Origin of the sequence: Lentzea sp. NBC_00516 (assembly GCF_036346835.1) — a bacterium.
GTDB classification, from domain to species: Bacteria; Actinomycetota; Actinomycetes; order Mycobacteriales; family Pseudonocardiaceae; genus Lentzea; species Lentzea sokolovensis.
The window spans coordinates 6371648-6398300 of sequence record NZ_CP107840.1; the positions used below are offsets into that span (position 1 = coordinate 6371648).

23 protein-coding genes and 1 riboswitch are annotated in these 26653 nt (G+C 67.4%); of the genes, 9 read left to right on the top strand and 14 right to left on the bottom strand.

Features of this window, described 5'->3' with window-relative positions; translation table 11 throughout:
* Positions 1 to 61 precede the first annotated feature (61 nt).
* A riboswitch (SAM riboswitch) is annotated at positions 62 to 155 on the bottom strand.
* 88 nt (positions 156 to 243) lie between these two features.
* The 4 genes from rsmA to metG all read right to left on the bottom strand — a co-directional run bounded on the left by rsmA (position 244) and on the right by metG (position 6139).
* Positions 244 to 1074, bottom strand: a complete 831-nt coding sequence (rsmA, locus tag OG205_RS28715; protein ID WP_330278249.1) for a 16S rRNA (adenine(1518)-N(6)/adenine(1519)-N(6))-dimethyltransferase RsmA — start codon at positions 1072 to 1074, stop codon at positions 244 to 246.
* Positions 1075 to 1807: 733 nt separating this feature from the next.
* Positions 1808 to 3217, bottom strand: coding sequence for a transglycosylase family protein (locus tag OG205_RS28720; protein WP_330271125.1), 1410 nt, complete (start codon positions 3215 to 3217; stop codon positions 1808 to 1810).
* Positions 3218 to 3519: 302 nt separating this feature from the next.
* Entirely contained in the window at positions 3520 to 4341 is an 822-nt protein-coding gene (locus OG205_RS28725; RefSeq protein ID WP_330271126.1) for a TatD family hydrolase, read from the bottom strand.
* 7 nt (positions 4342 to 4348) lie between these two features.
* The gene (gene metG / locus OG205_RS28730; protein ID WP_330271127.1) at positions 4349 to 6139 is read right to left on the bottom strand and encodes a methionine--tRNA ligase; all 1791 of its coding nucleotides are present in this window, start codon (positions 6137 to 6139) and stop codon (positions 4349 to 4351) included.
* Positions 6140 to 6193: 54 nt separating this feature from the next.
* On the opposite strand from metG, the gene OG205_RS28735 reads away from it, so the two are divergent.
* Genes OG205_RS28735 through OG205_RS28745 form a run of 3 tightly spaced genes read left to right on the top strand, consistent with a single transcriptional unit; the run spans position 6194 to position 8442 of the window.
* Complete coding sequence (locus tag OG205_RS28735) at positions 6194 to 6748, top strand: PadR family transcriptional regulator (protein ID WP_330271128.1); 555 nt, start codon at positions 6194 to 6196, stop codon at positions 6746 to 6748.
* Between the two features lie 58 nt (positions 6749 to 6806).
* Complete coding sequence (locus OG205_RS28740) at positions 6807 to 7739, top strand: ATP-binding cassette domain-containing protein (RefSeq protein ID WP_330271129.1); 933 nt, start codon at positions 6807 to 6809, stop codon at positions 7737 to 7739.
* Positions 7729 to 8442 carry an ABC transporter permease gene (locus tag OG205_RS28745; protein WP_330271130.1) on the top strand — a complete coding sequence of 238 codons (714 nt, stop codon included), beginning with the start codon at positions 7729 to 7731 and terminating at the stop codon, positions 8440 to 8442. The genes OG205_RS28740 and OG205_RS28745 overlap by 11 nt, the downstream gene beginning before the upstream one ends.
* Here OG205_RS28745 and rsmI read toward each other — a convergent pair.
* On the bottom strand, positions 8434 to 9279 hold the full coding sequence (gene rsmI, locus OG205_RS28750; protein WP_330271131.1) for a 16S rRNA (cytidine(1402)-2'-O)-methyltransferase: 846 nt from the start codon (positions 9277 to 9279) through the stop codon (positions 8434 to 8436). The two genes, OG205_RS28745 and rsmI, sit on opposite strands and share 9 nt — an antisense overlap.
* A 24-nt stretch (positions 9280 to 9303) precedes the next feature.
* On the opposite strand from rsmI, the gene OG205_RS28755 reads away from it, so the two are divergent.
* Together OG205_RS28755 and OG205_RS28760 are read left to right on the top strand one after the other, a co-directional pair.
* On the top strand, positions 9304 to 10842 hold the full coding sequence (locus OG205_RS28755) for a dolichyl-phosphate-mannose--protein mannosyltransferase (protein WP_330271132.1): 1539 nt from the start codon (positions 9304 to 9306) through the stop codon (positions 10840 to 10842).
* Between the two features lie 112 nt (positions 10843 to 10954).
* Positions 10955 to 13078, top strand: a complete 2124-nt coding sequence (locus OG205_RS28760) for an acyltransferase family protein (RefSeq protein ID WP_330271133.1) — start codon at positions 10955 to 10957, stop codon at positions 13076 to 13078.
* A gap of 20 nt (positions 13079 to 13098) precedes the next feature.
* Here the strand turns inward: OG205_RS28760 and OG205_RS28765 are convergent, their stop codons facing one another.
* The 5 genes from OG205_RS28765 to OG205_RS28785 all read right to left on the bottom strand — a co-directional run bounded on the left by OG205_RS28765 (position 13099) and on the right by OG205_RS28785 (position 16121).
* The gene (locus OG205_RS28765) at positions 13099 to 13695 is read right to left on the bottom strand and encodes an SMI1/KNR4 family protein (protein WP_330271134.1); all 597 of its coding nucleotides are present in this window, start codon (positions 13693 to 13695) and stop codon (positions 13099 to 13101) included.
* A 183-nt stretch (positions 13696 to 13878) separates the two neighbouring features.
* The gene (locus OG205_RS28770; RefSeq protein WP_330271135.1) at positions 13879 to 14445 is read right to left on the bottom strand and encodes an SMI1/KNR4 family protein; all 567 of its coding nucleotides are present in this window, start codon (positions 14443 to 14445) and stop codon (positions 13879 to 13881) included.
* A 111-nt stretch (positions 14446 to 14556) separates the two neighbouring features.
* The gene (locus tag OG205_RS28775) at positions 14557 to 14928 is read right to left on the bottom strand and encodes a hypothetical protein (RefSeq protein ID WP_330271136.1); all 372 of its coding nucleotides are present in this window, start codon (positions 14926 to 14928) and stop codon (positions 14557 to 14559) included.
* 22 nt (positions 14929 to 14950) lie between these two features.
* Positions 14951 to 15610: a hypothetical protein gene (locus OG205_RS28780; RefSeq protein WP_330271137.1), complete on the bottom strand. Its 660-nt coding sequence runs from the start codon at positions 15608 to 15610 to the stop codon at positions 14951 to 14953.
* Positions 15600 to 16121 (bottom strand): RNA polymerase sigma factor, encoded by a 522-nt coding sequence (locus tag OG205_RS28785; protein ID WP_330271138.1) that lies wholly within the window; start codon positions 16119 to 16121, stop codon positions 15600 to 15602. Before OG205_RS28785 ends, OG205_RS28780 begins: the two co-directional genes overlap by 11 nt.
* A gap of 64 nt (positions 16122 to 16185) precedes the next feature.
* Between OG205_RS28785 and OG205_RS28790 the strand changes: the two genes are divergently transcribed.
* Positions 16186 to 16776 (top strand): hypothetical protein, encoded by a 591-nt coding sequence (locus OG205_RS28790; RefSeq protein WP_330271139.1) that lies wholly within the window; start codon positions 16186 to 16188, stop codon positions 16774 to 16776.
* Between the two features lie 144 nt (positions 16777 to 16920).
* Here OG205_RS28790 and OG205_RS28795 read toward each other — a convergent pair whose 3' ends face one another.
* Entirely contained in the window at positions 16921 to 18207 is a 1287-nt protein-coding gene (locus OG205_RS28795; protein ID WP_330271140.1) for a hypothetical protein, read from the bottom strand.
* Between the two features lie 202 nt (positions 18208 to 18409).
* Entirely contained in the window at positions 18410 to 20392 is a 1983-nt protein-coding gene (locus tag OG205_RS28800; protein ID WP_330271141.1) for a serine/threonine-protein kinase, read from the bottom strand.
* A gap of 269 nt (positions 20393 to 20661) precedes the next feature.
* On the opposite strand from OG205_RS28800, the gene OG205_RS28805 reads away from it, so the two are divergent.
* The 3 genes from OG205_RS28805 (at position 20662) to OG205_RS28815 (ending at position 24159) form a co-directional block, all read left to right on the top strand.
* Positions 20662 to 21318 (top strand): Crp/Fnr family transcriptional regulator, encoded by a 657-nt coding sequence (locus OG205_RS28805; RefSeq protein ID WP_330271142.1) that lies wholly within the window; start codon positions 20662 to 20664, stop codon positions 21316 to 21318.
* Positions 21319 to 21403: 85 nt separating this feature from the next.
* Complete coding sequence (locus OG205_RS28810) at positions 21404 to 22129, top strand: hypothetical protein (protein ID WP_330271143.1); 726 nt, start codon at positions 21404 to 21406, stop codon at positions 22127 to 22129.
* Positions 22126 to 24159 (top strand): hypothetical protein, encoded by a 2034-nt coding sequence (locus tag OG205_RS28815; protein ID WP_330271144.1) that lies wholly within the window; start codon positions 22126 to 22128, stop codon positions 24157 to 24159. Before OG205_RS28810 ends, OG205_RS28815 begins: the two co-directional genes overlap by 4 nt.
* Here OG205_RS28815 and OG205_RS28820 read toward each other — a convergent pair.
* Together OG205_RS28820 and OG205_RS28825 are read right to left on the bottom strand one after the other, a co-directional pair.
* Positions 24147 to 24701, bottom strand: coding sequence for a hypothetical protein (locus OG205_RS28820; protein WP_330271145.1), 555 nt, complete (start codon positions 24699 to 24701; stop codon positions 24147 to 24149). The two genes, OG205_RS28815 and OG205_RS28820, sit on opposite strands and share 13 nt — an antisense overlap.
* Positions 24702 to 24742: 41 nt before the next feature.
* Entirely contained in the window at positions 24743 to 26524 is a 1782-nt protein-coding gene (locus OG205_RS28825; RefSeq protein ID WP_330271146.1) for a peroxidase family protein, read from the bottom strand.
* Positions 26525 to 26653: the final 129 nt, after the last annotated feature.

Sequence of the window (26653 nt, forward strand, 5' to 3'; positions counted from 1 at the left end):
AGCGACGGCACTGGTCGATGACTCGACGGCGCGTCAGCATTCGCACGGTACCCATGGTGCTCCTCCATCGGTCCTGGCGTTAGCACCTGCCCGCATCCAGCGGGTGGTTGCTGCGACGTCGTAGAGCCAGGTCTCTCAGTCGCTCCGGATGGCAAGTAGCAGTCAACCGGACGGACGTTCGGTTGCGCAAGCCAGATTCCGATTCGTTCGACAGATCACACTGTTGGCCGAAGGATCCCCGGCCTAGACCTCGGCGATCCGGATGAAGTCGATCACGCTCAGCTGCTCGCCCCGCTGCTGGGGATCCACACCCGCTTCGGCGAGCAGTTCGTCAATGTTTCCCGGGTTGCCGGCCCAGCCCTTGAGGGCGGCTCGCAGCGTCTTGCGGCGCTGCGCGAAAGCAGCGTCCACGATCGAGAAGAGCTTCTTCCGATCCACTGTGGACAACGGCTTTTCGTGACGCTGGAACCACACCAGGCCCGAGTCGACGTTGGGCGCCGGCCAGAAGACGTTCTTGCCGATGGAACCGGCCTTCTTGGACTGCGCGTACCAGGCGAGCTTCACACTCGGGACGCCGTAGATCTTGTTGCCGGGCTTAGCGGCCATCCGGTCGGCCACCTCGGCCTGGACCATGACGAGGCCCTTTTGGAGGCTCGGGAGTTCGGCCAGGAGGTGGAGCACCACCGGGACCGCGACGTTGTACGGGAGGTTCGCGACGATCGCGGTCGGTAGGACCGGCAGGTCTTCTTGGGTGACTTTCATGGCGTCCTTGAGGACGACGTGCAGCTTTCCCGCGTTGTCCGGGTCCATCTCGGAGACCGTCTGAGGCAGCCGCTGCGCCAGTGGCGGGTCGATCTCGACCGCGACGACCTGCTTGGCGGCGGGCAGCAGGGCGAGCGTCAGGGAGCCCAGGCCGGGGCCGACCTCAAGGACCACGTCGTCCTCGGTCAACCCGGCGGCGGCGACGATCTTGCGGACCGTGTTCGGGTCGTGCACGAAGTTCTGGCCGAGCTTCTTGGTCGGGCGGATGCCCAGCTCTTCAGCCAGACGACGAACTTCGGCAGGTCCCAGCAGGCTCACCGGTGCATTCTCGCAGGCTCGCCGGTGGAGGGATGGGCTGGGACCGTGGGCGCGAGCCTGTGTTGGCATGTCGCGTTCCGGCGGAGCCGATCGTCCGTCGGGCAGGTGGTCACCTTGCGGGTGGGTGGGGTGCCGTGCGGGTCGGCTTGCGTTGGCTTGTCGCGTTCCAGCGGGGCGGTCACCTGCCGGGCGGACGGCCACCTTGCGAGGGTGGCCGGGCGGGCAGTACCGAGCCGGTGCCGGTCATCGCCGCTTCGCGACGATAGCGATTGGGGCTTGACCTTGAGCCTCTGGCGGGATGCTTGACGGCCGGAAAAGGCCGGGCTGAAAAGCGCCCGGCCGTGCCCATGAGGGGAGCATCCCGCCCACTCAAGGTAAAGCCCCAATCGCCGAGTGCGTGGCTCACCACCGCTTCACCAGCAGGTCCTGGTTCACACGCCTCGGCTTCGCCCTTGCCGCTGGCAGCAGGGGGCTTGGCTTCGCCATTGCCCGTTGTGCGCGGAGGGACGCCTCGGCTTCGCCATTGCGGCTGGCGGCAGGGGTGCTCGGCCTCGCCGTCGACCTGCTCGAGCCGCATCCGCACCTCGACCGCCGTTGCCTGCCCCGCTCCACCCCGCCTCGCTCGGCGTGCCCAACCTGACCGTGAGCCGGCCCCCGGAAACGACGAAGACCGCCCGTGGCGAACCAGGGCGGCCTAAGTCAGGGGGACGGAGAGGGTTGTGCGTGTTTACGGCAGGCCGAGCTTTGCGCGGCAGCCCGGCCACGCGCCGTACGTGCCGCCGGAGCGGTCGCGAAGCTTGGTCGCGATGGCGATCTGCTGCTCGCGGGTCGCCTGGTGCGGAAGCTGCGCGTAGACGGTGCCGCCGTTCGAGGCCCAGGTGCTGGCCGAGAACTGGAGGCCGCCGTAGTAGCCGTTGCCGGTGTTGATGGCCCAGTTGCCGCCGGCTTCGCACTTGGCGAGGCTGTCCCAGACAGCGCCGTCGGGCAGCGGCTTGGTGCCGACCGTGATCTTCTTCGGCTTCGGCTCCTTGGTGACCTTGCCGCCGATCTTCTCGCGGCTGATCTCCTTGCCGTTCTTCACCGTGACGCGGTACGTCGACGTCTGCTCGCCCGGCGTGCCGGGGTCGGTGACGGTCTGCTGGCCCGCGGTCATGTTCGGGTCGTTGGTCTTCTCGACCGGAGGCGCGACGGGCTCGTTCACGTTGATGACCGTGACGCCGGTGCGCGAGATGTAGACCTCGGCGCCGGTCGCGAGCTTCACGTCCATGCCGGACGCGACGGCGTCCTCGGGGCCGAGGGAGAGGTTCTCGGCCTTGAGCAGCTCGTCGACGGTCAGCGCGGTCGTCTGGACCTCGCGGACCGGGTTCGCGCCGTCGAAGAGCTTGATGTTCTTGCGGGTCTTGACCTCGACGCTCATGCCTTCCAGCGGCACGTCGTGCGAGCCGGGCATGGACATCCAGGCGCCCTCGAGCGGCACACCGAACTGCTTGGCGGCCTCCTCGACGGTGACCGAGCGGACCCAGTCCTCGCGGGCCTGGCCGTCGACGCTCATCTTGATCAGGCGGCCGCGGTCGAGGCTGATCTTGCCGCCGTCGGAGACCGGGGTGTTCAGCGAGGGCGACAGGGCGTCGTGCTCACCGACGACGATGCCTTCCTCCGCCAGGACCTCGCCGACCGTGCCCTCGTAGGAGTGGACGGTCTGCATCGCGCCGTCGACCTCGACGGTCAGCGACTTGTCCATCGCCATCGCGGTCACGCCGCCACCGGAGATCGACACCAGGACCGCGGCGACCGTGCCCTTGAGGAAGCGGCGCTTCCACGTCGAGGCGGCCTTGACGAGAACCTGCGGGTCGCGCAGCTCCTCTTCCTCCGACGGGAGGACGAGGGGCGGCATGATCGTCGTCTCGGCGTTGATGAGACGGATCAGCTCGTCGACGTCCACGTTCGCCGAGGCGAGCAGGTCGTCGGCGTCCGGGCCGAGCACGTCGAGCACGTCCGCGGGCGTGATGGTCAGCGCACCGGCGGGGAAGCTCGGGTGGGGATCAGCGACGTCAACCGCCGTGCCGCCGACCGGCGTGAACCAGTCGGTGTCGTCGTTGAAGTCGTACGGAACAGCAGCTCTGTCGCTACCAGACAAGGGTCGATACCTCCATTGCGGAAGCTGTGAGGCCACCGCACAGTTGGCGTTGACAAGATCATTCGAGTTGGAGCTCGAAGGTTCCCGGCAACTCCTCCTACGTGGTCTCGCTACTTCGCGCTTCTGGCTTCGGTCCCGCCCCGACTGCGGGCGTGCTCCGAACCGACTGGGTCGGTTCAGGTGGCACGGTCACGGGACAGTAACGGGGTGAGGCACGTTGCGCAAACACCCCCACCGATGTTGTGACCTCAGTCACCCCATAGAGGGAGGAACCCTGTGCTCCGTTCGCTCTAAGTCGCATTTCAGTGGTCAAGCCCGAACACTCGTTGAGCAGTACGGGTGACGGCGGAGCAGAGTTCAGAAAGATCTTCGTTACGCAGCGTCGCGAGATCCCGAATTGTGTAATTCACACAATAGGGTTCGTTTGGGCGGCCCCGGAACGGATGGGGCGTCAGGAACGGGGCGTCCGTCTCGACGAGCAGCTGGTCCTGGGGCACCAGGGCCGCCGCCTCCCGCAGCGCACGGGCGTTCTTGAACGTCACCGGGCCCGCGAACGACAGGACGTACCCCGCGTCGACGCACCGGCGGGCGAAGTCCGCGTCGCCGGAGAAGCAGTGGAACACCACTGTGGACGGTGCGCCCTCGGAGTCGAGGATCTTGAGAATGTCCTCGTGCGCGTCCCTGTCGTGGATCATCAACGGCTTCCCGACGCGCTTGGAAAGGTCGATGTGCCAACGAAAGGCCTCGTGCTGGGCGGCCGGCGGCGAGTAGTCCCAGTAATAGTCCAAACCGGTCTCGCCGATCGCGACCACACGGGGCATGACTGCCAACCGCTCCAGTTCGGCCTTCTCCTCGTCCCCGAAAGAAGAGGTGCGCGTCGGGTGCACGGCGACCGCCGCGTAGACCCGCGGGTCCCAAGTGGACGCCTCGGCGGCCCACTGGGCGGCCTTCAGGTCGTCCGCCACGGTGATCACGTGCGAGACGCCGGCGGCCTCCGCCCGGTCGAGCAGGACCGCCACGTCGGCGGCGTCGACGGCCCCGCACGCGTCGAGATGGGTGTGGGCGTCGATCACCGGTGCCGGAAGAGCTTCCGGCACCGGCGGTCGTTCACGCTTGTCCGTCACAGGGCGGTCACTTGACGATCGGAGCCCACTCGGGCCCCTCGTCGCCCAGTTCCTTCTCCAGCCTCGCGAACAACGGCGACGGCTTCTGCAGCGGCCGGCCGACCTCCAGTGGCACGGACTCCCACTTGGCCTGCTCACCGGCGTAGTCACCGGTCAGCACCGGGTACGAGCGCTCGGGGATGTCGAGGTCGGTGACCTCGGTCATCTCCGGCTGTGCGGCCCACACGCCCGTGCCGCCCAACGCCTCGTGCACCTTCTGCGCCGAGTGCGGCAGGAACGGCGTCATGAGCGTGTTCGCGTCCTGCACGACCTGCAACGCGGTGTGCAGCACCGAGTCACGACGCTCCAGGTCGTCCTTGAGCTTCCACGGCTCCTGGTCGGACAGGTACTTGTTCGCCGCGGAGATGACGCGCATGGCCTCACCGGTGGCCTGCTTGAACCGCGAGCGGCGCAGGTGCGCGCCGACCGTGTCGAACGCCGCCTTGGACTGCGCGAGCAGCTCGTGGTCGGCGGGCGTCAGCGCGGTGGCCTTCGGGATCGCGCCGACGTTCTTGTGCGCCATCGAGATCGAGCGGTTGACCAGGTTGCCCCACTCGTTCGCCAGCTCGAAGTTCGTCCGGCGGACGAACTCCTCCCAGGTGAAGTCGGTGTCCTGGTTCTCGGGACCCGCGACGGAGATGAAGTACCGCAGCGCGTCCGGCCCGAACTCCTTGAGGAAGTCGCCGACGTAGATCACGGTGCCGCGCGAGGTCGAGAACTTCGAGCCGCTCATCGTCAGGTACTCCGACGACACGACCTCGGTCGGCAGGTTCAGCGTGCCGAACCGGCCGGGCTCGCCGCCCTTGTCGCCCGCGCCGTTCTGCCCGAGCAGCAGCGACGGCCAGATGAGCGAGTGGAAGACGATGTTGTCCTTGCCCATGAAGTAGTAGCTCTGGGCGTCGCCCGTCCAGAACTCCTTCCAGGCATCGGGGTCCCCCGTGCGCCGCGCCCACTCGACGGAGGCGCTCAGGTAGCCGATCACCGCGTCGAACCACACGTAGAACCGCTTCATCGGCTGGTCGCTCCACCCGTCGAGCGGGATCGGCACACCCCAGTCGAGGTCGCGGGTGATGGCGCGCGGCCGCAGGTCCTTGATCAGGTTCTGCGAGAACTTGAGCACGTTCGGACGCCAGTCCGACCGCGTGCCCATCCAGCTGCCCAGCGAGTCGATGAACGCGGACAGGTCGAGGAACAGGTGCTCGGTCTCGACGAACTTCGGCGTCTCGCCGTTGATCTTCGAACGCGGGTTGATCAGTTCCGACGGGTCGAGCTGGTTGCCGCAGTTGTCGCACTGGTCGCCGCGCGCGCCCTCGTAACCGCAGATCGGGCAGGTGCCCTCGATGTAGCGGTCGGGCAGCGTGCGGCCGGTCGACGGACTGATGGCGCCCATCTCCGTCTTGGGAACGACGTAACCGTTCTTCCACAGCGCGGAGAACAGGTCCTGCACCACCTGGTAGTGGTTGCCGGTGGTGGTGCGGGTGAAGAGGTCGTAGGACAGGCCGAGGCCCTGCAGGTCACCGGCGATGACGCGGTTGTACTTGTCGGCGAGCTCGCGGGCGGTGAGCCCTTCCTTCTCGGCCTGCACCTGGATGGGTGTGCCGTGCTCGTCCGTGCCGCTGACCATGAGCACCCGGTGTCCGGACATTCGCATGTAGCGGGAGAAGACGTCGGACGGGACACCGAAACCGGAGACGTGACCGATGTGCCTGGGGCCATTGGCGTAAGGCCAGGCCACCGCGGTCAGTACGGAGGCACTCATGGACATAGCCTACGGAGGCGGTGCCAGGGTGTTTTCACCGAGTGGGAGGTCGGTTTGTCCGCGACCAGAATGCTGGTGCTCGGCGTGGTGAAGCTCGTCGGCGAGGCACACGGTTACGTGGTGCGGCGCGAGCTGAAGTCGTGGTCGGCGGACAGCTGGGCCAACGTGCAGCCGGGTTCGATCTACCACGCGCTGAAGTCGCTGGCGAAGGACGGACTGCTGGAGCCGGTCGGCACGGCGGAGTCCGAGGAGGGCCCCGCCCGCACGACCTACAAGATCACCGCGGCCGGCGAACACGAGTTGCAGGACCTGCTCCACCACGCGCTGGCCGACCCCGCCGCCGGTAACGACGAGGTCTCCGCGGGCGTGGCGATGCTCAACCTCGTCCCCCGCAGGCAGGCGGTCGTGCTGCTGAAGAACCGGCTGGCGGGCCTCGAAGGGCAGCTCACCCCCACCCGGCACGGCATCTCCTCGATGCCGGAGATGGGCAAGCCCGCGCACGTCAGCGAGCTGTTTCGACTGTGGCTCGTCCATCTCGAAGGCCAGGTGCGCTGGACTCAGGAGCTGATCGAACGCCTAGAGGCCGGTGCGTACGAGCTGAAGGACTAGTCAAACTTGATTAGTTCCCGCTAGCCTCTAGTCAAAGTTGACTAGAGGGGATTCAGTCATGATCAAGGCACGCGGCCTCGCGCGCCGATTCACCACGAAGACCGGTCCGGTGGACGCGGTCGCAGGGGTGGACATCGACGTCGCCGAGGGCGAGCTCGTGGGGTTCCTCGGCCCGAACGGCGCAGGCAAGTCCACGACGTTGCGCATGCTCACCACGCTGTTGCAGCCCACGGCGGGCGAGGCGACCATCGCCGGGCACGACCTGTTGAAAGACCCCGCGGGCGTGCGGCGCAACATCGGCTACGTCGGCCAGAAGGGCGGCGGAGGCCTCGACCAGCGGGTCGCCGACGAACTGGAGTTCCAGGCCCGCTTCTACGGCCTGTCCAAGCACGACGCCCGCACGAAGGTCGCCGACCTGCTCGAACGGTTCGATCTACAAGGCCTGGAGAAGCGCGGCATCGTCACGCTGTCGGGCGGCCAGCAGCGCCGGCTCGACATCGCGATGGGCATGCTGCACGACCCGCGGCTGCTGTTCCTGGACGAGCCGTCCACGGCCCTCGACCCGCAGAGCCGCCGCAACCTGTGGGACCACATCAAGCAGCTCAAGGCCGACGGCGTCACGGTCTTCCTGACCACGCACTACCTGGACGAGGCGGACTACCTGAGCGATCGGCTGCTGGTGATCGACCACGGCTCGATCGTGGGCGAGGGCTCACCGGACGACCTCAAGCACCGCGTCTCCGGCGATCTGGTCGTGCTCGGCACACCGCAGGCCGCGATCGTCGCCTCGAAGTTCGAGAACGCGGTCGTGGACGGCGAGAAGGTCAGCTTCCGCATCCCGAACGGCGACCGCGCGTTGCCGGGCCTGCTGCGCGACCTCGACAACATCGGCGTGGAGCTGCACTCGGTGCAGGTCCATCGGCCGACGCTCGACGACGTGTTCCTGACCATGACCGGCCGCTCGTTGCGGGAGGAAGCCAATGCTGCGTGACACCTGGCTCGTGTTCTCCCGCGTGATGCTTCCGGTCCTGCGCAATCCCGTGGCGGTCGTGTTCGGGATCGCCCAGCCGTTGCTCTACCTGGGCCTCTTCGGACCGCTGCTCGGCGACACGGGCTGGCAGTGGTTCGTGCCGGGCCTGCTGGTGCAGATGGCGTTGTTCGGCACGGCCTACGCGGGCTTCTCGCTGCTGCCCGAGGTGCGCACGGGCGTGATGGAACGCCTGCGGGTCACCCCGGTCAGCCGGGTCGCGCTGCTCGTCGGCAGGGTCGGCAAGGACGTCGTGCTGCTGGTCGTGCAGAGCCTGCTGATCATGCTGGCCGCGATGCTGTTCGGCTTCCGGGCGTCGGCCGGGCAGATGCTGCTCGGCCTCGGGCTGGTGGCGTTGCTGGGCATCGCGATCGGCTCGGTGTCGTACGCGATCGCGTTGAAGGTGAAGCTGGAGTACGTCTTCGCGTCCGTGCTGTCAGCGTCGATCGTGCCGTTGATGCTGCTCTCCGGCGTGCTGCTGCCGATGTCGAACGGCCCGCAGTGGCTCTACTGGCTGTCGCGGATCAACCCGCTCGCGCACGTCGTCGACGCCGAGCGGTCGATCTTCAACCCCGGCTCGATGTTCTACGGCCTCGTCGCGGTCGCGGCGCTCGTGCTGGTCGGCGTGTTCTACGGCGTGCGGACGTTCAACAAGGAGTCAGCTTGACTTGATCGCCGCGTCGTAGAGCGTCTTCTTGCTGATCCCGGCCGCCTCCGCGACCTCGGCGGCGGCCGACTTCATCCGTTCCCCGTCGGCGACGCGCTGCTTGACCTCGGCGACGAGCGTGTCGAGGTCGGGCGTCTCCTGGACGGGGGCCGGAGCGAGCACCACGGTGATCTCGCCGCGTGCGCCTTCCACGGCCCACTCGGCGAGTTCGGCAAGAGAACCGCGCACGACCTCTTCGTACTTCTTCGTCAGCTCACGGCACACGGCGGCGCGGCGGTCCGGTCCGAGCACCTCGACCGCGTCCGCGAGCGTGTCCGCGAGCCGGTGGGGCGCCTCGAAGAAGACGACGGTGCGTTGCTCGGTGGCCAAAGGTGCGAACCAGCGCTTGCGTTCACCGGACTTGCGCGGCGGGAAGCCGTCGAACGCGAACCGGTCGCTCGGCAGGCCGGACAGGGCGAGCGCCGTCGTCACCGCGGACGGCCCCGGCAGGCAGGTGACCTTCAGGTCCTGCTCGACGCACGCGGCGACGAGCCGGTAGCCGGGATCGGACACGGACGGCATTCCGGCGTCCGTCACGAGCAGCACTGTCGCGCCGTTGTGCAGCGATTCGAGCAGGCCAGGCAGGCGCCCGATCTCGTTCTGGTCGTAGAAGCTGATCACCTTGCCGGACGGCTTGACCTGCAACGCGGCCGCGAGGCTGTGCAGGCGCCGGGTGTCCTCGGCGGCGATCACGTCGGCGGTCTCCAGAGCCTCGATCAGGCGCGCGGAGGCGTCGCGGATGTCCCCGAGAGGGGTGGCTGCCAGGACGAGACGGCCTGAACCGGATACAGGACTCACAAGCTTCACCCTACGATCGGCGGCGTGACAGTCCTCGTGCAGCCAGGAGTGGCGCCCGTCGTCGTCGAGGAGCCGCGCACGGATCGTGCGGCAACGCTCGACCCGCCGCCGTCCGGAGACCGGATGCGCGGATGGCTCATGACGATCGTCGTGACGCTGGTCGGTGCCGTCGTGCGCTTCTGGAACGTCGGTTATCCGACGGACAAGGGCACGCCGATCTTCGACGAGAAGCACTACGTGCCGCAGACGGCGCAGGTGCTGCGCAACGGCGGCTACGAGGACAACCCCGGCTACGAGCTGATCGTCCACCCGCCGCTCGCGAAGCAGCTGATGGCGATCGGCCAGGAGCTCTTCGGCTACGACGGCATCGGCTGGCGGTTCGCCTCGGCGCTCGCGGGTGCGATCACGATCCTGCTGATCGTCCGGATCGCCCGCCGCCTGACCCGTTCGGACCTGCTGGGCGCGCTCGCCGGAGTCCTGCTCATCGCGGACGGCGTCTCGCACGTCCAGTCGCGGATGGGCATGCTCGACATCTTCCTGGCGTTGTTCGTCGTCGCGGCGTTCGGCTGTCTGGTGGTCGACCGCGAACAGATGCGCGAACGTCTGGCCGTGGCCGTGCGCGAGGGCTTCATCAACAACTCGGCGTTCGGCCCGTGGATCGGCTTCCGCTGGTGGCGCTTCGGTGCGGGCGTGATGCTCGGCGCCGCGTGCGGCATCAAGTGGTCGGGCATCTGGTACATCGCCGCGTTCGGCCTGCTGACCGTCGTCTGGAGCGCGCTGGCACGACGGGCCGCAGGCGTCGAGGAGCCGTGGCTGGGCGCGCTGGCCAAGGACGTGCTGCCGTCGCTGGGCGGCCTGGTCGCCGTCCCGGTGCTGGTCTACGTCGCGACGTGGTTCCCGTGGATGGCCAGCGAGACCGGCATCGACCGGCACGTGGTCGGCGGCAAGGTCAAGGACATCTCGTACATCCCCGACGTCCTGCAGTCGCTTTGGTACAACGCGAAGAACGTCTACAAGTTCCACGTCGAACTGGTCACCTCGGAGACCAACCGGCACCCGTGGGAGTCGAAGCCGTGGACGTGGCCGATGGGCCTGCGTCCGATGCTCTACTACTACGACAACTCCGTCACGGGCTGCGGCGCGGCGTCGTGCCTCGGCGCGATCATGCTCATCGGCACGCCCGCGATGTGGTGGCTCGCGTTCCCGGTGATCGGCTGGGCGATCTTCCGCACCATCGGCCGGATGGACTGGCGTTACGCCGGCGTCCTGGTCGGCTACGCGGCGGGCCTGCTGCCGTGGTTCCTCAACCTCGACCGGCAGATGTACTTCTTCTACGTCACACCGATGGCGCCGTTCCTGGTGCTGCTGATCGTGCTGGCGCTGGGCGAGATCCTGGGCCGCAGGACAGCGGGCTCCGAACGGCGTGGCACCGGTCTGCTGGTCGTCGCGCTGTACGTGGGCATCGTGGTGGCGAACTTCGTGTGGCTGTGGCCGATCTTGAACGGCAACCCGATCACGCCGGAGATGTGGCAACAGCAACTGTGGCTGCCCAGCTGGCGGTGAAAATTGTTCGCGTTGGGTTAGTATCCCCCGTCTTCAGCACGACCGAGTGACCCCTGACCAGGGTTTAAGTCACTGAGAGTCGTCGTGCTGATCAATCCTGGGGGATTCAGCCATGAGCACGACCACAGAACTCAGCGAGAAGCCGGACACCGAGAGACCCGCCAGCGGCAAGCCGGCGGGTACCGGTTTCCGCACCGACATCCAGGCACTGCGCGCGATCGCGGTGCTGGCCGTGGTGGTCAACCACTTCTGGCCCGATGGACTGACCGGTGGTTATGTCGGTGTCGACGTCTTCTTCGTCATCTCCGGTTTCCTGATCACGTCCCACCTCGACAAGGAGATCGTCCGCACGAGCCGGGTGCGGCTCGGCACGTTCTACGCGCGACGGGTCAGGCGACTGCTGCCCGCGGCGTTCCTGGTGCTCGGTTTCAGCATCCTCGCCGCCTACTTCCTGCTGCCCTACCCGCGCTGGACGGCCAACGCCTGGGAGTCCTTCGCCGCCGCCTCCTACTGGGAGAACTGGCTGCTCGCGGGCAAGTCGGTCAACTACTCCGCGCAGAACGAGGCCGCGAGCCTCGTCCAGCACTACTGGTCGCTGTCGGTCGAGGAGCAGTTCTACCTGTTCTGGCCGCTGCTGCTGATCGGCTTCTTCAAGATCGGCAGGCGCCGCTGGGTGGTGCTCGGCGTCGCGATCCTCGGCGTGGTCTCGTTCGCGCTGAGCGTCTACTACACGATCGTCTCGCCCAGTCAGGCGTACTTCATCACCCCGGTGCGGGTGTGGGAGTTCGCGATCGGCGCCGGCGTGGCACTGGCGTCCATGAAGCTGGTGCTGCCCCGCGTCGCGGCCGAACTCGCGGCGTTCGCGGGCCTCGCGATGATCATCTCGACGGCGTTCCTCTACGACCACCACACGGCGTTCCCCGGCTACCTCGCCCTGCTTCCCGCGGTCGGCACCGGCCTGGTGATCATGTCCGGCCTGCGTCCCGGCAGGCAGTGGCATACGGCGGTGACCGCCTCACGACCCGTGCAGTTCATCGGCGGCATCAGCTACTCGCTGTACCTGTGGCACTGGCCGTTCCTGCTGCTCGCGCCGTTCGCGCTGAGCGGCCTGCTGGACAAGGGCAAGCTCAGCACGCCGTGGCTGCTGGGCCTGCTCGCGCTGTCGATGGTCGTCGCGTGGGTGTCGAAGGTGGTCGTCGAGGACCACGGCATGTCGTGGGGCCCGCTCACCCGCAGCCGCGGCCTGACGTTCTCGAGCATGATGATCGGCATCGCCGTCGTGACCATCCTCGCCGGCGGACTCCAGTGGACCTACCACCGGCACGTCGCCCAGGCGGACCGCGACGTGGCCGCGGGCCTCGACGGACCGTGCCACGGCGCCAACGCGATGATCGGCATCAACGGCTGCCCCACCCCGTTCGGCCCGGCCCGCGTGCCCGCGATGGGTCCGGCCAACGAGTACTGGCCGATCGCGCCCGAGTGCAGGCGCGTCCAGGACTACAAGGCGGAGGACAAGGACACCACGTCCGTCTGCGACTTCTCCGGTGGCGCGCCCGGTGCTGAGAAGGTCTGGCTCGTGGGCGACTCGCACGCCCAGCAGTGGCAGCCGCCGATCTTCGAGATCGCCCGCGAACGCAAGTGGCAGCTCAAGGTCAGCTTCCTCGGCGCGTGCCCGTTCGCGGACGTCCACAACCCGTCGTTCCGCGGCGACAAGCACACCGAGCAGGAGGTCAAGCGCTGCGCCGACTGGACGAAGCGGATGACCGACGTGATCGCCGACGACAAGCCGTCGATGGTGCTGACGTCGTTCTACTCCCGCGAGGAACCCGCCGACGACAAGAGCGGCCGCAGCCAGACCGATCAGTATCGCGCCGGCCTGGAACCGCGGTGGCGCAAGTGGACGGACGCGGGCGCCCGCGTGGTCGTGCTCGCCGATCCGCCGTACAACGGCAAGGTCCGCTCGCCCGACTGCGTGACCCTGAACGCGTCGAACCCCGAGGCCTGCGCGATCCCGCGTGCGGTGGCCCACCCTGCCGACCCGTTGACCGAGGTCGCTCGCTCCACGGGCAACGCCGGGGTGTCCCTGGTCGACCTGTCCGAGCACTTCTGCGACGAGAAGCAGTGCTACGCCGTGGTCGGGAACGTGGCGGTGTACTACGACTCCGACCACCTCAACAGCCAGTACACCCGCAGCCTGGTGCCGATGATCGAGAAGGCCCTGGCTAACTCTCGCTGATCTTCAGTGGCAACAGGAACTCACGTACCGACTGCAGGAACGAACCGCACCCCTGTACCGGCAGGCGGTAGCTGAACGCCCCGGACCAACCCGGTGGGCGAGTCGAGGTAGTCGGCCAGGAACGTGCTGAACGACAGGTACGGCTGATTCCAGGCGAGCCAGCTGGGATCCGAGACCACCACAGGCCACGCGTCAGGATCGTCGCCGGCAGGTGACCAGAGGAAGGTGAACCCACCGTCCAACTCGCCCCACGGCACCAGGCCGCCCTCCTGCGGATGGAAAGGCGCGTTGAACGGTGGGCTCGTGGTCGGGCGAAACGCTTCCGCCTGTGCCGTTACCCGGTCGACCAACGTGAACAGGTCGTACTCGACTGCGAGAGCTTGGGGTACGCAGACCCGAACACCGCCCAGTTGCCCCGCACCGAAGTGGTCGACGAACCGCTTGTAGTCGGCCGGCAGCGTGGAACCGAGACGATCCTCGACGGCCGCCCAGTCCTGTGCGGTTGGCGTGTTCTCAGGAACGCCGGGCACTTCCGACAGCCGCTCGACGGAATCGAGCGGCCTGCGCCGCATGACACTCGCACGATGGGCCTTGACCCAGTACTCGGGGTTGATCATCACACCGTCAACTCTCGCTGATCTTCAAAGCACGCTCCCTGGTCAGGTCGCCTTCGAGCGTGTTGGTGACCTGACCTCGGTCCTCACCCAGCGGTGCGCCGACAGCAACCCCAGCCTGAGAACACACGGCCTTGGCGGCTGCTCGTCGCGTTCTTCTCGTTCGCCTGTCAGTGCACCAGAAACTCAGGTACCGACCGCAGGCACGAACCGCACCCCGACCCCGGCGTCCGCTGGCTCCAATTCGATGCCGTCCAGCTCTCCGGTTGGCGACTTGAGGTAGTCGGAGATGAAAGTGCTGGCTGATCGGGATGGCTGGTACCAGGCGAGCCAGCTCGGATCGGAGACCACTACCGGCCTCGTGTCCGTGTCGCTCGTTGGTTTCCAGAAGAACGTGAAGCCGCCGTCCATCTCGCCCCACGGCACCAGGCCGCCATCCTGAGGGTGAAAGGGAGCGTTGAACGGTGGTTCCGTCGTGGGTCTGAACTCTTCGGCCTGTGCCTGAATCCGGTCGACGAGTGCGAACAGGTCGTACTCGGCGATGGGGGCATCGGGCGCGCAGAGCCGGATCGAACCGAACTGTCCTGCGCCGAACCGTTCCACCAGTCGCTTGTAGTCGCTCGGCAGTGTGCTGCCCAACCGTTCTTCGACCGCCGCCCAGTCCTGCGCTGGTGGTGTGGCCGCAGGCCCGCCAACGGTCTCTGCAAGCAGGTCGACGGAGTCCAGCGGATGTTCCTCCATGAAGAAGGCCATATGCCCGTGAACCCAGTACTTGGGATTGGTGTCTACCACTGCTAGCACCCCTCAAAGATCGCAGGCCGGGCGATCACGTTCGGAATGTAGACGAGGCAGGCGCAGTTCTGATCACCTTTCGCGTATACCTGCACGGAGTCCGGCACGTGTCATCGGCGGACAGGATGGAATGCGCCAAGGTCGGTCCACGACGACCGGGAAGACGCGAGCGGGATCGCGCAGCCAGGCTTTGTTCAGTTCGACGCTCAACGTCCAGGTGTCGTCGTCGATCTTGTCCAACCCGCAGCGGCCGTCGTCCGACCGCGTGTCCACAGCCTCGTTCATGAACCCGGCGGGGATCGAGCCGACGACCTTCTCCCCGTCGACCAGCTGGACGGAGCCATCCGCGTAGAGCCGTGGCTGCAGGCTCTTGAGCTCCAGCGTGAACGCGTGTGAGACAGGTGGGTCGGCGGAGGCGAGGACGACATCCTCCTCTACCGGCACGACACCGACCAGCAAGCAGGTGTCAACTCTCGCTGATCTTCAACGCACGCTCCCTGGTCAGGTCGCCTTCGAGTCTGTTGGTGACCTGACCTCGTTGCCAGAGCAGGGTTTGCCCGGCCGCCTGCGGTTCCTCGGTGTGCCATTGGCCGTCGCGGTCGATGTAGAAGAACACGTGCGGGTAGGGGATCCAGATCTTGTCGTCGATCTGCTCGACGCCCTCCTGGTGGATCAGCTTGCCGACGGTCGAGCTGATCGTGCCGTCGAACTGGTCGAGCCTCAGGGTTCCGTAGTGCAGCGTGACGAACCGTCCTTCGTGGACGGTGATCCTGTCCGGCTCGCCGAGTTCTGCCGGCAGGTGGATCTCGAACGGCATTTCCTTTCGCGCCTGGTCGAGCGAGACCTCCTGGCTGGGCAACGGAGGCGCGACGCTCGGCGGCGCTTCGGTGCGGAACTCGACGCCGGCGAACTCGAGGAGGTTCTGCACGCCTGCCCGCACCGCCGGGGACACCGCGAAGGCGATCGCGAAGGCCGTCACCGCGGCTACTAGCGCGGCCAGCCAACGGTTTCGGCGGCGCGGGGCGTTGATCCGGGTCAGCACCTGGGCGGTGACGTCCGGCGGTTCGGGCACGTGGATCCGCCGGCCCAGGTCGAGGAGGGCGGCCTCGGTCGGTTCATCGGTCATGGGCCACCTCCTCCAGCATCGGGCGCAGTTTGGCGAGTGCCCTGGACAGCCGCGACTTCACGGTTCCTTTGGCCAGGTTGAGGGTCTGCGCGGTCTCGGCCTCGCTCAGCTCCAGCAGGTACCGGCACGTGACGACCTGGCGATCGTGCTCGGGAAGGCTCTGCACGGCCTTCAGGAGCTGGGCGCGAGAGTCGTCCACGAGCGTGCCGGGGTCGTCGTGGTCGACGGTCTCCGTGACAGTGGCGAGCTTGAGCTCCATCAGGTTGCGCCGCCGGCGGCCGCGGTGCAGGTTCTTGGTCTCGTTGGCGACGATCTTGAGCAGCCACGGCTTGAAGTCGGCTTCGGGCTTGAACGTGTGGAGCTTCCGGTACGCCTTCACGAACGCCTCCTGCACCACGTCACCGGCGTCCGCACCCGCCCCGAGCAGGTAGGCCGTCCGGTGCGCGAGCGCGGTGTACCGGGCGACCAGCTCGCCGTAGGCCGCCTGGTCACCTGCGATCGCCCGTGCCACCGCTTCGTCCGTGATGCCCTTCCTACACCGGGAACCTCACTTCGGTTCCCGGTGTAGTCGCGTCATGAGAATTCTCGCCTTGATAGGCGCTTTCCTGCTGATCAGCGCACCCAGCGCGCTCGCGGGCGGCTGGGCGGTCACGTACGTCGACCCGGTGCCGTCGATCCAGGCCTCGACCACGCACACGGTCGGCTACTGGGTGCTGCAACACGGCACGCACCCGTTCTCCGGCGATCTCGGCAAGACCGGCCTGAGGTTCCAGTCCGGGGCGGACTCGCGACAGTTCGTCGGCGTACCGCTGGGCGAACCCGCGCACTACGCCGTGACGTTCTCCTTGCCCAACGGCACCTATGAGGTGTTCGGCGTGCAGGGCATGTTCCAGGACCACGCGCTGGGCACGCTGACGGTGCCGGGCACGTTGCTGGTGAAGCCGGTCGACCCGCAGATGGTCCAGGGAGCGACGGACGGCGAGTGGCCGTGGCAGGAGATCGCGCCGCCGTTGAAGAAGGCCGCCCCTACGCCGGCCGCCGTGACGGTGCCAGAGGAGTCGCCGGGAAAGCCTTTACCCGTGTGGACCATCGGCGCGGTGGTCGCCGGTGCGGCCGGGCTGTTCTTGCTGCTGCGCAAGCGGTTGCGGCCATTTGCCCGAAGGTGAGTGGTGAGGCGATCGGCGGAAACCGCCTCACCACCCTCAGAAGGGCATCCCGTGAGATGCCGAGGCTTTTCCGGGTGAACCACGGCTTAGGTCGGTGAACGGTGAATCACCGTTACGGACCGGTCCAACGTTCACCCGGTTCGCCTAAGCGTCGACCGAAGCCTCGTGCGGTACAGGTACCGCGGGCACCTGGAGCTCGGGCCCGTCCTGCGACGACGGTGCTGTGGACACGAGCGCCACGGGCACGTCCGCAGGCGGCGTGAACGCACCTTCCGCCCTGATCTTCGGCGGTGTGGCGGACCACGGCTTGAGGTTCTGCACGATCTCCTCGTAGAACGACGAGACCGCGTTCAGCACCGAATCGATGAAGGAGTTGCGCCCGGTGCCGCGTTTCGAGCCCATGGGGGCCGAGATCTCGACTCGGAACCCGCGGATCTCCTTCTGCGGATCAGTGATCAGCAGCGCGGGATTCGCGCGGACCGCACCCAGCAACTCCGAGGCGCCGGCTCCTCTGCCGTGTGCGACGAACGCTTCCAGTCGAACCGAGTCGGGCGCGTTCTTCAGCTGCCGGAGCAACCAGTTGATCCGGGTCGCAGGGCGTCCTTCCCTGGGACCTTCCACGTCGACACCGCAGATCACTCGGCCGGCCCGCAGATCGGCGACGACGTGCAACGTCCCGACCGTGTCGGGAATGCGAATCCCTCCGGACAGCCTGCCGTCGGCCACCAGTTGCGTGAGCTGCCGGGAAAGACGGACCTGCGGCTCGGCGAGATCCTTGCGGGACAACGCCGGTGTGACGTCCGTGCCGAGTCGTCTGCCGAGCTGCAGCCCGGCGAAGCGGAGCAGCGCCTCGAACCGGAGCACCACGTCGGGTGCGATCTTGTCGGTCGCCCGCAGCGTGCGCGCCTCCACCGCGTCACGCAGCGGAACCCACGACTGCCCCATGTCCTCGAACGCCATCGCACCTGATCGCGGATGTTCGAGGTACCTGATCAGCTCCCCGAGGACCCATGCCTGGTCGGGGTCGGCCACCCCGCGGTGTTCCTTCTGCATCACGGCCTCGCAGAGCACCTCGCTCCACGACCAGTGGTGGAGCGCAACCTTCTTGAGCTTCTTGCGGTCTACCGGGGTCGGATGCTGGCCGGGCAACGGCGAGATTTCGTTCGAGATCGTGACGACCGCGTCGAACCCGAACTCCCGCGCGACGTCCAGGTAGTTCTCCAGCTGTTCCACCTGGAGTTCGTTGGACCCGGTCTTCACCTCGACCAGCGCGGTCCACGACTTCTGCCCGCGGGTCACCCGGATCAGCCCGTCCGGGATGAGCTTGCGGCCGTCGAGTTCGAACGGGACCTCGATGAAGGTCTGCACCGCTGCGGCGGGCGCTCCCAGCGGCTGGGTCAACGCCCGCCCGAACTCACGCACCGCTGACATGACAGCCAGCAACGCCGATGTAGCCCGACGTTCTTGTTCTTCAGCACCGTTGATGCCCGAAGTCGGAATCAGGCGTGCGGCATGCCAACTCTCTTCAGCGGTCATAGTTTCCTCGCATGGCGGCTTTGCGGTCGGGAAACAACGCTGTCGTCGTTGAACTCTTTATGACCGTTACCGCCGTGCGAGGTGTTCACCCGGATGCCTACATCGGCATGTGCCTCGTGGGCGGCGGCGTCGGCTTGCTGATCATCTTGGTGACCGGGCCTTCCTTGCTCATGCCCTGCTGGTCGAGGAACTGCGAGAGCTGTCCCCGCACCTGGGCCAGCGACGGACGGCGGCCCGGTTCCGGGTCCATCGCCGCGAGCAGCAGGCGGGCGTGCGCGCTCTTCTGCGGCAGCTTGGTGATCGGTTCGCCCTGCGCGGCGGCCATCAGCGAGGAGATCGGGTTCTCGCGGGAGCCGCGCGGCGGGTGGCCGGTCAGCGCGTAGGAGACCGTCGCGGCCAGCTGCCAGGAGTCGGACGCCGGCGAGGCCGTCTCGCCGCGCGCCGTCTCCGGGGCGAGGAAGTCCGGGGTACCGACCATCATGCCGGTGGCGGTCAGCGTGCTGTCGCCCTTGGAACGGGCGATGCCGAAGTCGATCAGGTGCGCGGTGCCCTGGTTGTCCACGATCACGTTGGACGGCTTCACGTCGCGGTGCAGAACGCCGCGGTCGTGGGCCGCTGCCAGCGCGTCGGCCATGTTCAGCCAGAGGCGGGCGGCGAGCTTGTCGTCGATCAGCCCGTTCTTCAGCACCGTCTCGGACAGCGAGGCGCCCTCGATGTACTCCATCACCAGGGCCAGGCCGTCCGGGTCCTGGACGATGTCGAACACCCGCACGCAGTTCGGGTGCCGGACCGCGGCGAGCGCGCGGGCCTCTCGGAGCATCCGCGCCTCGGTGTCGTTGTCCGGGGCGTGCGCGAGCTTCACCGCGACCGTGCGGTCGAGCTGCTCGTCGACAGCCAGCCAGACCGTGCCGAAGCCGCCGGAACCGAGCTGGCGGACGCGGCGGAACCTGCCGTTGCCGGGGTTCCAGACCTTGCCCGACTTCTGCACGGGCGCGGGCGACTCGGCGTTGGCCGCGCCCGGTCCGAACGGCAGCGGGCCTGGCGTGTCCGCGAGCACGGCCGGGGTGGACGGCTGCGGCGGCTTGGGCTGGGGCAGGACCTCGGCGACACGGGTCGGCGGGTACTGCCGCGGCGGCTGGTTCTGGGGCGGCTGCTGCGGCTGCGTCACCGGGCGCATCGGCCGGTTCATCGGGGCCGGTTGGTACTTCGGCACCTGCGCCGGCTGGTACGGCGGCGGGTTCTGGGGCGTGTTCTGCGGCGGCGGCCGGTGCGCCGAGGCGTCGATCGGCTTGGTCGGCGCCTTCTTCTGAGCAGGCTGACCAGACGAAAGCTGGTTGTTCTGAGGCTGCGGGGTGCGCGCCACCGGCTGCGGTGGCGGCGAGTTCTGCGAGTTCCGGTCGGCGGACCGGTCGCGGCCGGGGCGGTTCAGCATGGCGGTAGTCAACCCGAAAATCCGCACGACGATTGAGCCGATTACCGCAATTGGCAGAAACCCGAGGAGCACATGGCCCACAAGTGTCACGGGGAATGCCGACGTCGTCACCAGCAGTACCAGGAACATGGGCCAGAAGACCCGGCGCGGCCAGTTCGGCCCGAGCCGGAACGCCGAGCCCGACTGCAGCATCACGAACAGCAGGCACAGCAGCGCGAGCACGACGGTGATGACCGCGGCGACCAGGAACACTGGCTCCGCCATCGGCCGCTGGGCCACGCCGATGATCGACGGCGCCCCGTCGACCAGGTAGCTCCCCTGCGAGAACGTGCCGAAGCAGGTGTTCTCGTCGAGCGACGCGGACCCGTCGATGGCACGCTTGGCCAGGCCCTGCACGGTGCCGCGCATGATGAGCCACGGCAGCACCAGACAGCTGGCGACGCCGAGCACGGTGAAGATGGCACCGGTAACGGGGCCGTAGGAGTTGCCCACGATCCGGCGCACGGCGATGGACAGCAGCGCCCCAATCGTCGGGAACAACCCGAGCACCGCACCGAGCGCCGTGGTGGTCCACACCCAGTCACCGGGGCAGACACTCGCGCCCACGAAGCCGTGCAGCCACGTGAGCAAGGACTCAGCGAGCCCCACGACTCACACCACCCCTTCCGAGATCACCCTCAGCCTAGGCGACCTGTCAGCGTACGGTGCGTGATTGGTCTGCGGTGGATGCCACAGCAACCCTTTCCTTGATCACCGCGTTGTACCTCCGGCCCAATCGACTCTGCCAGGCTGTCAATCCATGAGAGTCCTTGCCCTGTCGACCACTAGAACGCATCAACGCCAGATCCTGTTGAACCTCATCGGTGATGTCGGTCAGCGACCGGAAAGCGTCACGCAGGCCGGCAGGGTCCGCACGAATGGATGATTCTCGGGGAGACCGAGGGCGCGCCGTCCTCCGCACGGGCAGGAGGCTGCGCTCATTCCGCCGAGGCGAGCACCTGATCACCGCCGGCACCCCGAGCGACGAGGTGCTGCTGCTCGAGTCGGGCCTGGTCAAGGTGGTTCTGCCAACCGGAGGAGCCAGCGAGCCGATCACCGGCCTGTACGGTTCCGGCGCAATGCTCGGGGAGATCGGCGTGACCACCGGTGCCCGGCGGAGCGCCCACGTGATCGCACTGGTCGCGGGGAGGGCATGGCACGTGGCAGGTAGCCACTTCCGTGCATTGAGGAACGACCTGGGCGTCCAGTTGCTCGTGGAAGAGACGTGGCGCGAACGACAGCGCAAAGCGGACGAGAACCAGCTGCGGCAAATGCGCTCCGGTGCAGCGAGAGTGGCGATGTGCCTGCTGTCATGGGCACGCGAGTTCGGCACCGGGGCCGGCTCGGGTCTCGAACTGCGTGGAGTGAGTCAGCAGGACGTGGCGCACGCCGTCGCGATGTCGGTGAAGACGATTGAACCGATCCTGCACGCGCTGCGCGTTCGGGACCTCCTCCAGACCAGCCGACTGCGTTACCGGCTGCCGGACCCCGACGGTCTTGGCCATTTCATTGCCAATGTCGATGACATGAACTGACCACTTCTTGCCCCTGCTTTCCGGGTGAACGCGCCCGCCCGAGCCAACATACTCGCTGTCCTCCTCGTCGAATTGGAGGCCGCGAGTGAACCCAGTTCCGCAGCACCGCGCGTTGCTCGGCGTCGACGTCATCGGCTCGGCACAACTGCCCGGCTATCTGATGAACGCCGTCCCCGGCGTGATCTCGAAGCTGATCGACGCCGCGCTGGCGCAGAGCGGAGTCCAGCCAGACGACGTGCTCTCCCTGGAATCGCCGGGCGACGGAGCCCTGATGGTGCTGCCGAGCGAACATCTCGGCGCAATCCTGGACGCCGCCGTGCGGCTCGACCAGCTCACGATCGAACACAACCGCTGGAGCAAGCCGGAAGTGCGGCTGCGCGTGGCCGTCCACGTCGGCCCGGTCGGTGACGACGGCTTCCACCGCGCCCGAATCAACCACACCCGGCTACTCGACGCGCCGGAGTTCAAGGAGCTGCTGAGGCGCTGCCATGACGAGGCCGGCGAAGAGACCGCGACGACCGCGTTGATCGTCTCGACCGAAGCGCTGGACACCGCGTTCAGCGGCGACCACACGCAGGTGGCGAGGCGCAGCGACTTCGCATCGTTGCCCGCGTCCAACAAGGAGTACCGGCACGACGCGTGGGTCCGGGTGCCCGGCTTCGACCCACGCAGCTTGGCTGCGTTCGCCGGCACCACCAGTGCCCCGGAACCCACGGCGCGCGTGCAGAACGTAGTGCACGGCGAGATGCGCGGCGTCCAAGCAGGCACGGTCAACGGCGGTCTGACCTTCTACGGAGGTCGACGGCCATGAGTGAGGACAAGGAAAACGGATCGGTGCAGGGAGCCGACGACAACCCGCGGCCTTCACCTGAGACATCGCCGTTGTCACCGAACGAAGCTCGCTACATTCCGGAGAAGAAGAACGTCACGAACGGTGACATGCGCGGCATTCAGGTCAGCGACATCACCGGCGACATCAACTACTACGCCTCCGTCGCCTCCGAGAAGGCAGATCTGATCGTTCGATACGCAGCGCCTCAGGACATCGAGGACGTGCGGAGTGAGTTCGTCGTACCAGGAGGCTTCGCGGCCGCGGTCAGCATCTTGCGCAAGGAGAGCGTGGTCGTGCTGTGCGGCGAGGGAACCGGCCGCACGTTCACCGCTCGCCGGATGCTCGTCGACGATCTCAAGATCACGAAGATCGCCGACATGAACCGGTCCCGCACGATCGGCAGCATCCGCGAACCAGAACTGGAACAGGAGGCCGCTCTTGTCCTCGACCTCCGCGGCACCCGCGACCGGCCGTTCACCGACCTGGACTTCACGCAGTGCCTCCGTGTTGTGAAAGACGCGGGCTGTCGGCTCGTGATCCTGCTCGACCACCTCTTCCAAACTCCGAACAGCGCGTCGAAGCACGCCGTCGCACTGACCGCGCCCTCGGCGGTAGAGGTGGCACTGGCGACGTTGCGCCGCCGCGGCCACGTGGACGGCCCCGTGCAGCTCACGATCAAGGGCGATCTCGCCGCGGCGTTGGAGGGCGCGTCACCGGACAAGGCGGTGCGCGCCGCTGACCTGGCCGTGCAGGTTCAGGAGGGCGAAATCGAAGTCGCCGCGGCAATCACCTCGCTGAAGGAGGAGGTCACCGACGCCGTCGCGCGCTGGTTCGAGGACCTGGACGTGCGTGGGCACGCGTACTCCTTCGCGGTCGCCGTCCTGGAGAACCAGCCGGTCGAGCACGTTTGGCAGCGAGCCTGGGCGTTGGACCAGAACATCAGGAAAGCGCGTCTGCCCGATGACGGCAAACTTCGTCCGCGATGCCCGTTGATCCAGCCTTCGGACCAGACGCTGCGTGAGATCCGGGCGACAGTCGAGGAGCGGGCTCACCCCAAGCACAAGGACCTCAAAGAGGAGACCATCCGGTTCGAGCGGCACGACTGGGCACGCGGCGTGTTCATGCACATGTGGCGCCAGTACCCGGCTGCGCAGGAGATCCTGCGTGACTGGATGTGCGAGGACGCCACGTTCGACCGCTTCCAGGCGGAAAGCGTCAAGGCCGTGTGCGACGTCGTGCGGAACGTCCCGGCGCACGAACCGTTGGCGGTGATCGAGAACTTGGCCTCCCAGCGGCTGTACGGCCGTCGAGCGTTGGCCGCACGGGCGATGGAAGTGCTGATGGACGACGACATCATGCGCCCGCTCGTCGAGAAGACCATCGAGAGGTGGACGAGGTACGGAAACGCGTACGAGAAGTGGACGGTGGCGCGCGTCTACTCGTCGGAGTTCGGCAGACGGAACCTCACCGCGTCCTTGGCGAAGCTGACCGAGATCGGCAAGTCCGAGAAGTACACGCCGCAGAACGCGGTGGTGTTCGGAGTGCTGTCGATGCTGGCGACCAAGGAGATCCGCGGCATCGCCCTGGACACGGTCGTGTCGTGGACCGGTGCGAGGTACCGCCGCACCGGCCTCCAGTCGATCACGCTCGCGCTGGGTTTGTGGGTGATCGGGTTCTACAAGCACAGCCAGGACTACTTCGTCGAATTCGCCGAGGCTTTTCCCAAGCAGGTCACGGACCTGTTCAAGCACGTGCTCGCCGACCCCGAGTTCGGGGAACTCCTGCTCGAACACCTCGGCGAACTGGCCATACACGCCAGGTGGGACGAGGAGAAAGCATCCGAACTCATCCGGCTGACCAGGCTGATCGCTCCTGACCTGTCGTGGTGGCGCCGCAGAGACGCGGTAGAGGCCGTGATCTTCCAGCACCCCACGAAGCGTTCGGAGATCCACCGGATCTTCCGGATCGCACGGAAGGTGCAGAAAGCGCGTAAACCTCAGCCGGCATGAACCCGGTGATCGGAGTGGGTGCGCGAACTGCCCTTGACCGCCGACGCGCTGGACGTCTGAACAGCCGGATCGGGCGCCACGGGCAGGTCACCGAGGCCCGCGACGAACTCGACGGTCCACCGGTGCCGCGCGGCCGGGTCGCGCTCCGTGAAGGAGTCACCGAGGCCATAGGTGGCGACGCGGGTGTTCTGCTGGTCGTACATCTCGGCGGTGAGCTGCGAGCCGACGAGGCCCTTCTCACCGGGTGCGCATTCCAGTTCCAGCCGGGTGCGGATCCACTGCGGCTCGGTGGCAGGGTCCGCTTCGAGTTCCTCGGAGACCGCGGCGCAGGACGTGCCATGGGCACGGACGATCAGGGCGGCCCGGAAGACGACGAGCTCACCGGCCGTGCAGCCGGTGAGAACGCGCGCTTCTACAGCTGTCTCCGTGCTGGAGACGACAGGTCGGGCGGCCGTGCACCTGGCGGCAGGGGCTTCGGTCGACGCCGCTGCACCACTGGAGGTGCCGGCCACGAGTAATAACGCGGCGACCACAGATCTCATGAGAGAAAACTATTTGTGGACGCCGCGTTCTTCACCGAACTTCACCCCATAGATGGGTGAGTGCGAAACACGTTGTGCGCCAGGCCGTCCCGGCGGATGTCGGTGTTGGCGGAGATCAGATCACCGAGGGTGCGGCGGTAGTCGATGCCGTACCGCGCTTTGATCGACCGCAGGGCCGGATCGCCTGCGTGGAAGAAGCGGTCGCCGTCGCGCAACGCCTCGAACTGCTTCTTCCAGATGGCCTGCTGAAGCTCGCCGAACTCGCTGCCGGGCAGCCGCGGCTCGGCCATCATGCCGACGATCGCGTCCAGGCCGCCCACGTCCCCGTAGATGGCCTTCATCCGCGCGGCGACCGTCGTGCGGCGCTGACCTGGGCTGATCCAGTCGAGGCTGTCCGGGTCGTCGATCTCGGCGCCGGGCGTGAGCTCGGGGTCTGCGGGGAACGACTCGGTGGCCTCTCCGGAGATCGCCTGGAACGAAGGCTTGGGAGCGAGTCCGTAGGCGCGGCGCACGTCGTTGTACGAGGCGATGCCGTGGTCACGGCCGCGTTGGACGTCCAGCGCGGCGACGTCGACCACCGCGGTCAGGCAGCGCGGCTGGCAGCCGGGGATGACGAAGATGATGCTGCGCAACGTGTTCTCGTCGATCAGCTCGTCGTTGAGGCCCTCGTCCTGCCGGCCGAAGCTCTGCAGCAACGGGCCGAGCTGCACGTCGTCGACGAGGTCGGGGTTGAACGGCAGCAGCTGCGGCGGCACCTTCACCTCGGCCTTGGAGCCCGTGAGCGTCACGGTGAAGCCCTTGTCGCGCAACGTCTTCAGCTGCGCTTCCGAGTAACGGCTCGCCTCGGTGACGACCGAGAGATCGCCGCGCACCATGCTGTGCGACCGATAGCCGACGGTCGCGAACTCGTTCGCCAGACTCGTTCGCACGGACTGGTTGTAGCCGCGGTAGGGAGCGAGCCGCACGCCCATCGCCGGCAGGAACTCCTGGTAGGTGATCCACTGTTGTTCGGCGCTCACGACCCTGCGCGCGATCTGGAACTTCTCCTCGTCGGAGAGATGCGCGGGGAGCCGGTCCACGATCCTGTTGTGCTCGCGGGCGAACAGCGTCTGCACGGCGGTGATGGTGCCGTTCTCCATGCCGCGCATGTCGCCGGTGACCACGCCGGGGCCGCTGGTGATCGCGCCGAACGGGCCGGTCATCGGCGGTGCGGTCTCCGAGTTGCCCCGTGCGTCACGGCGCGGCAGGAGGTTGTTGGGCAGCAGCAGTTTCGCGCCGTCGCGCAGCCAGTCGAGCCGCTCCTGGCTGCCGCCGTAGACCGCCCAGCCGTCGAGGTAGGAGCTGACGATGTTCTTCTGCTCGCGCGGGCTCGACCCCGGCACCTCGCCGCTGCGCCGCATGGGCGTGGACAGCAGGTCGTTGCGCACGGTCTCCAGCGGCGCCTCGTTGTCCCACGGGATCGAGGCGTCGACGGCCGAATCCTCGCGCAGCCCGAAGGTGTGGTCGACGAACTGGGCCCACACCTGCGCCCACTGGCTGACGTGCCGCTCGGAGAGGTACCGCTGCCCGCCCTCGGCGAAGATCCGGTTGCTGACGTACCGCGCGTTCGGCCCCTCCGCCGGCTGCCCGGCGCCGTCCGCGTACCTGGTGGGAGCGAACCGGGTGTACCCCTCGCCGACGGTCCCCCACTCGGGATGGGCGCGGTTGTTGCCGCGCCCGTCGAGACTCTGCACCTCGAAGAACGGGGACTCCGCGTGCGCGATGCCGCCCCCGAGGAACGCCCCGATCGCCACCAACGCCGCTGCCTTGCGCAAGACCTGCATGGGCTGATGATGGCGACGGGCGCCGTGACCGACCGTGTCCAGTTCTTCACGGCGTGACAGATCCAGGCCACGCAACTGGGAATTCCCCTGGACTTCCCGCCTTTGCCGGACTTCAGGTCCCGTCCGGTT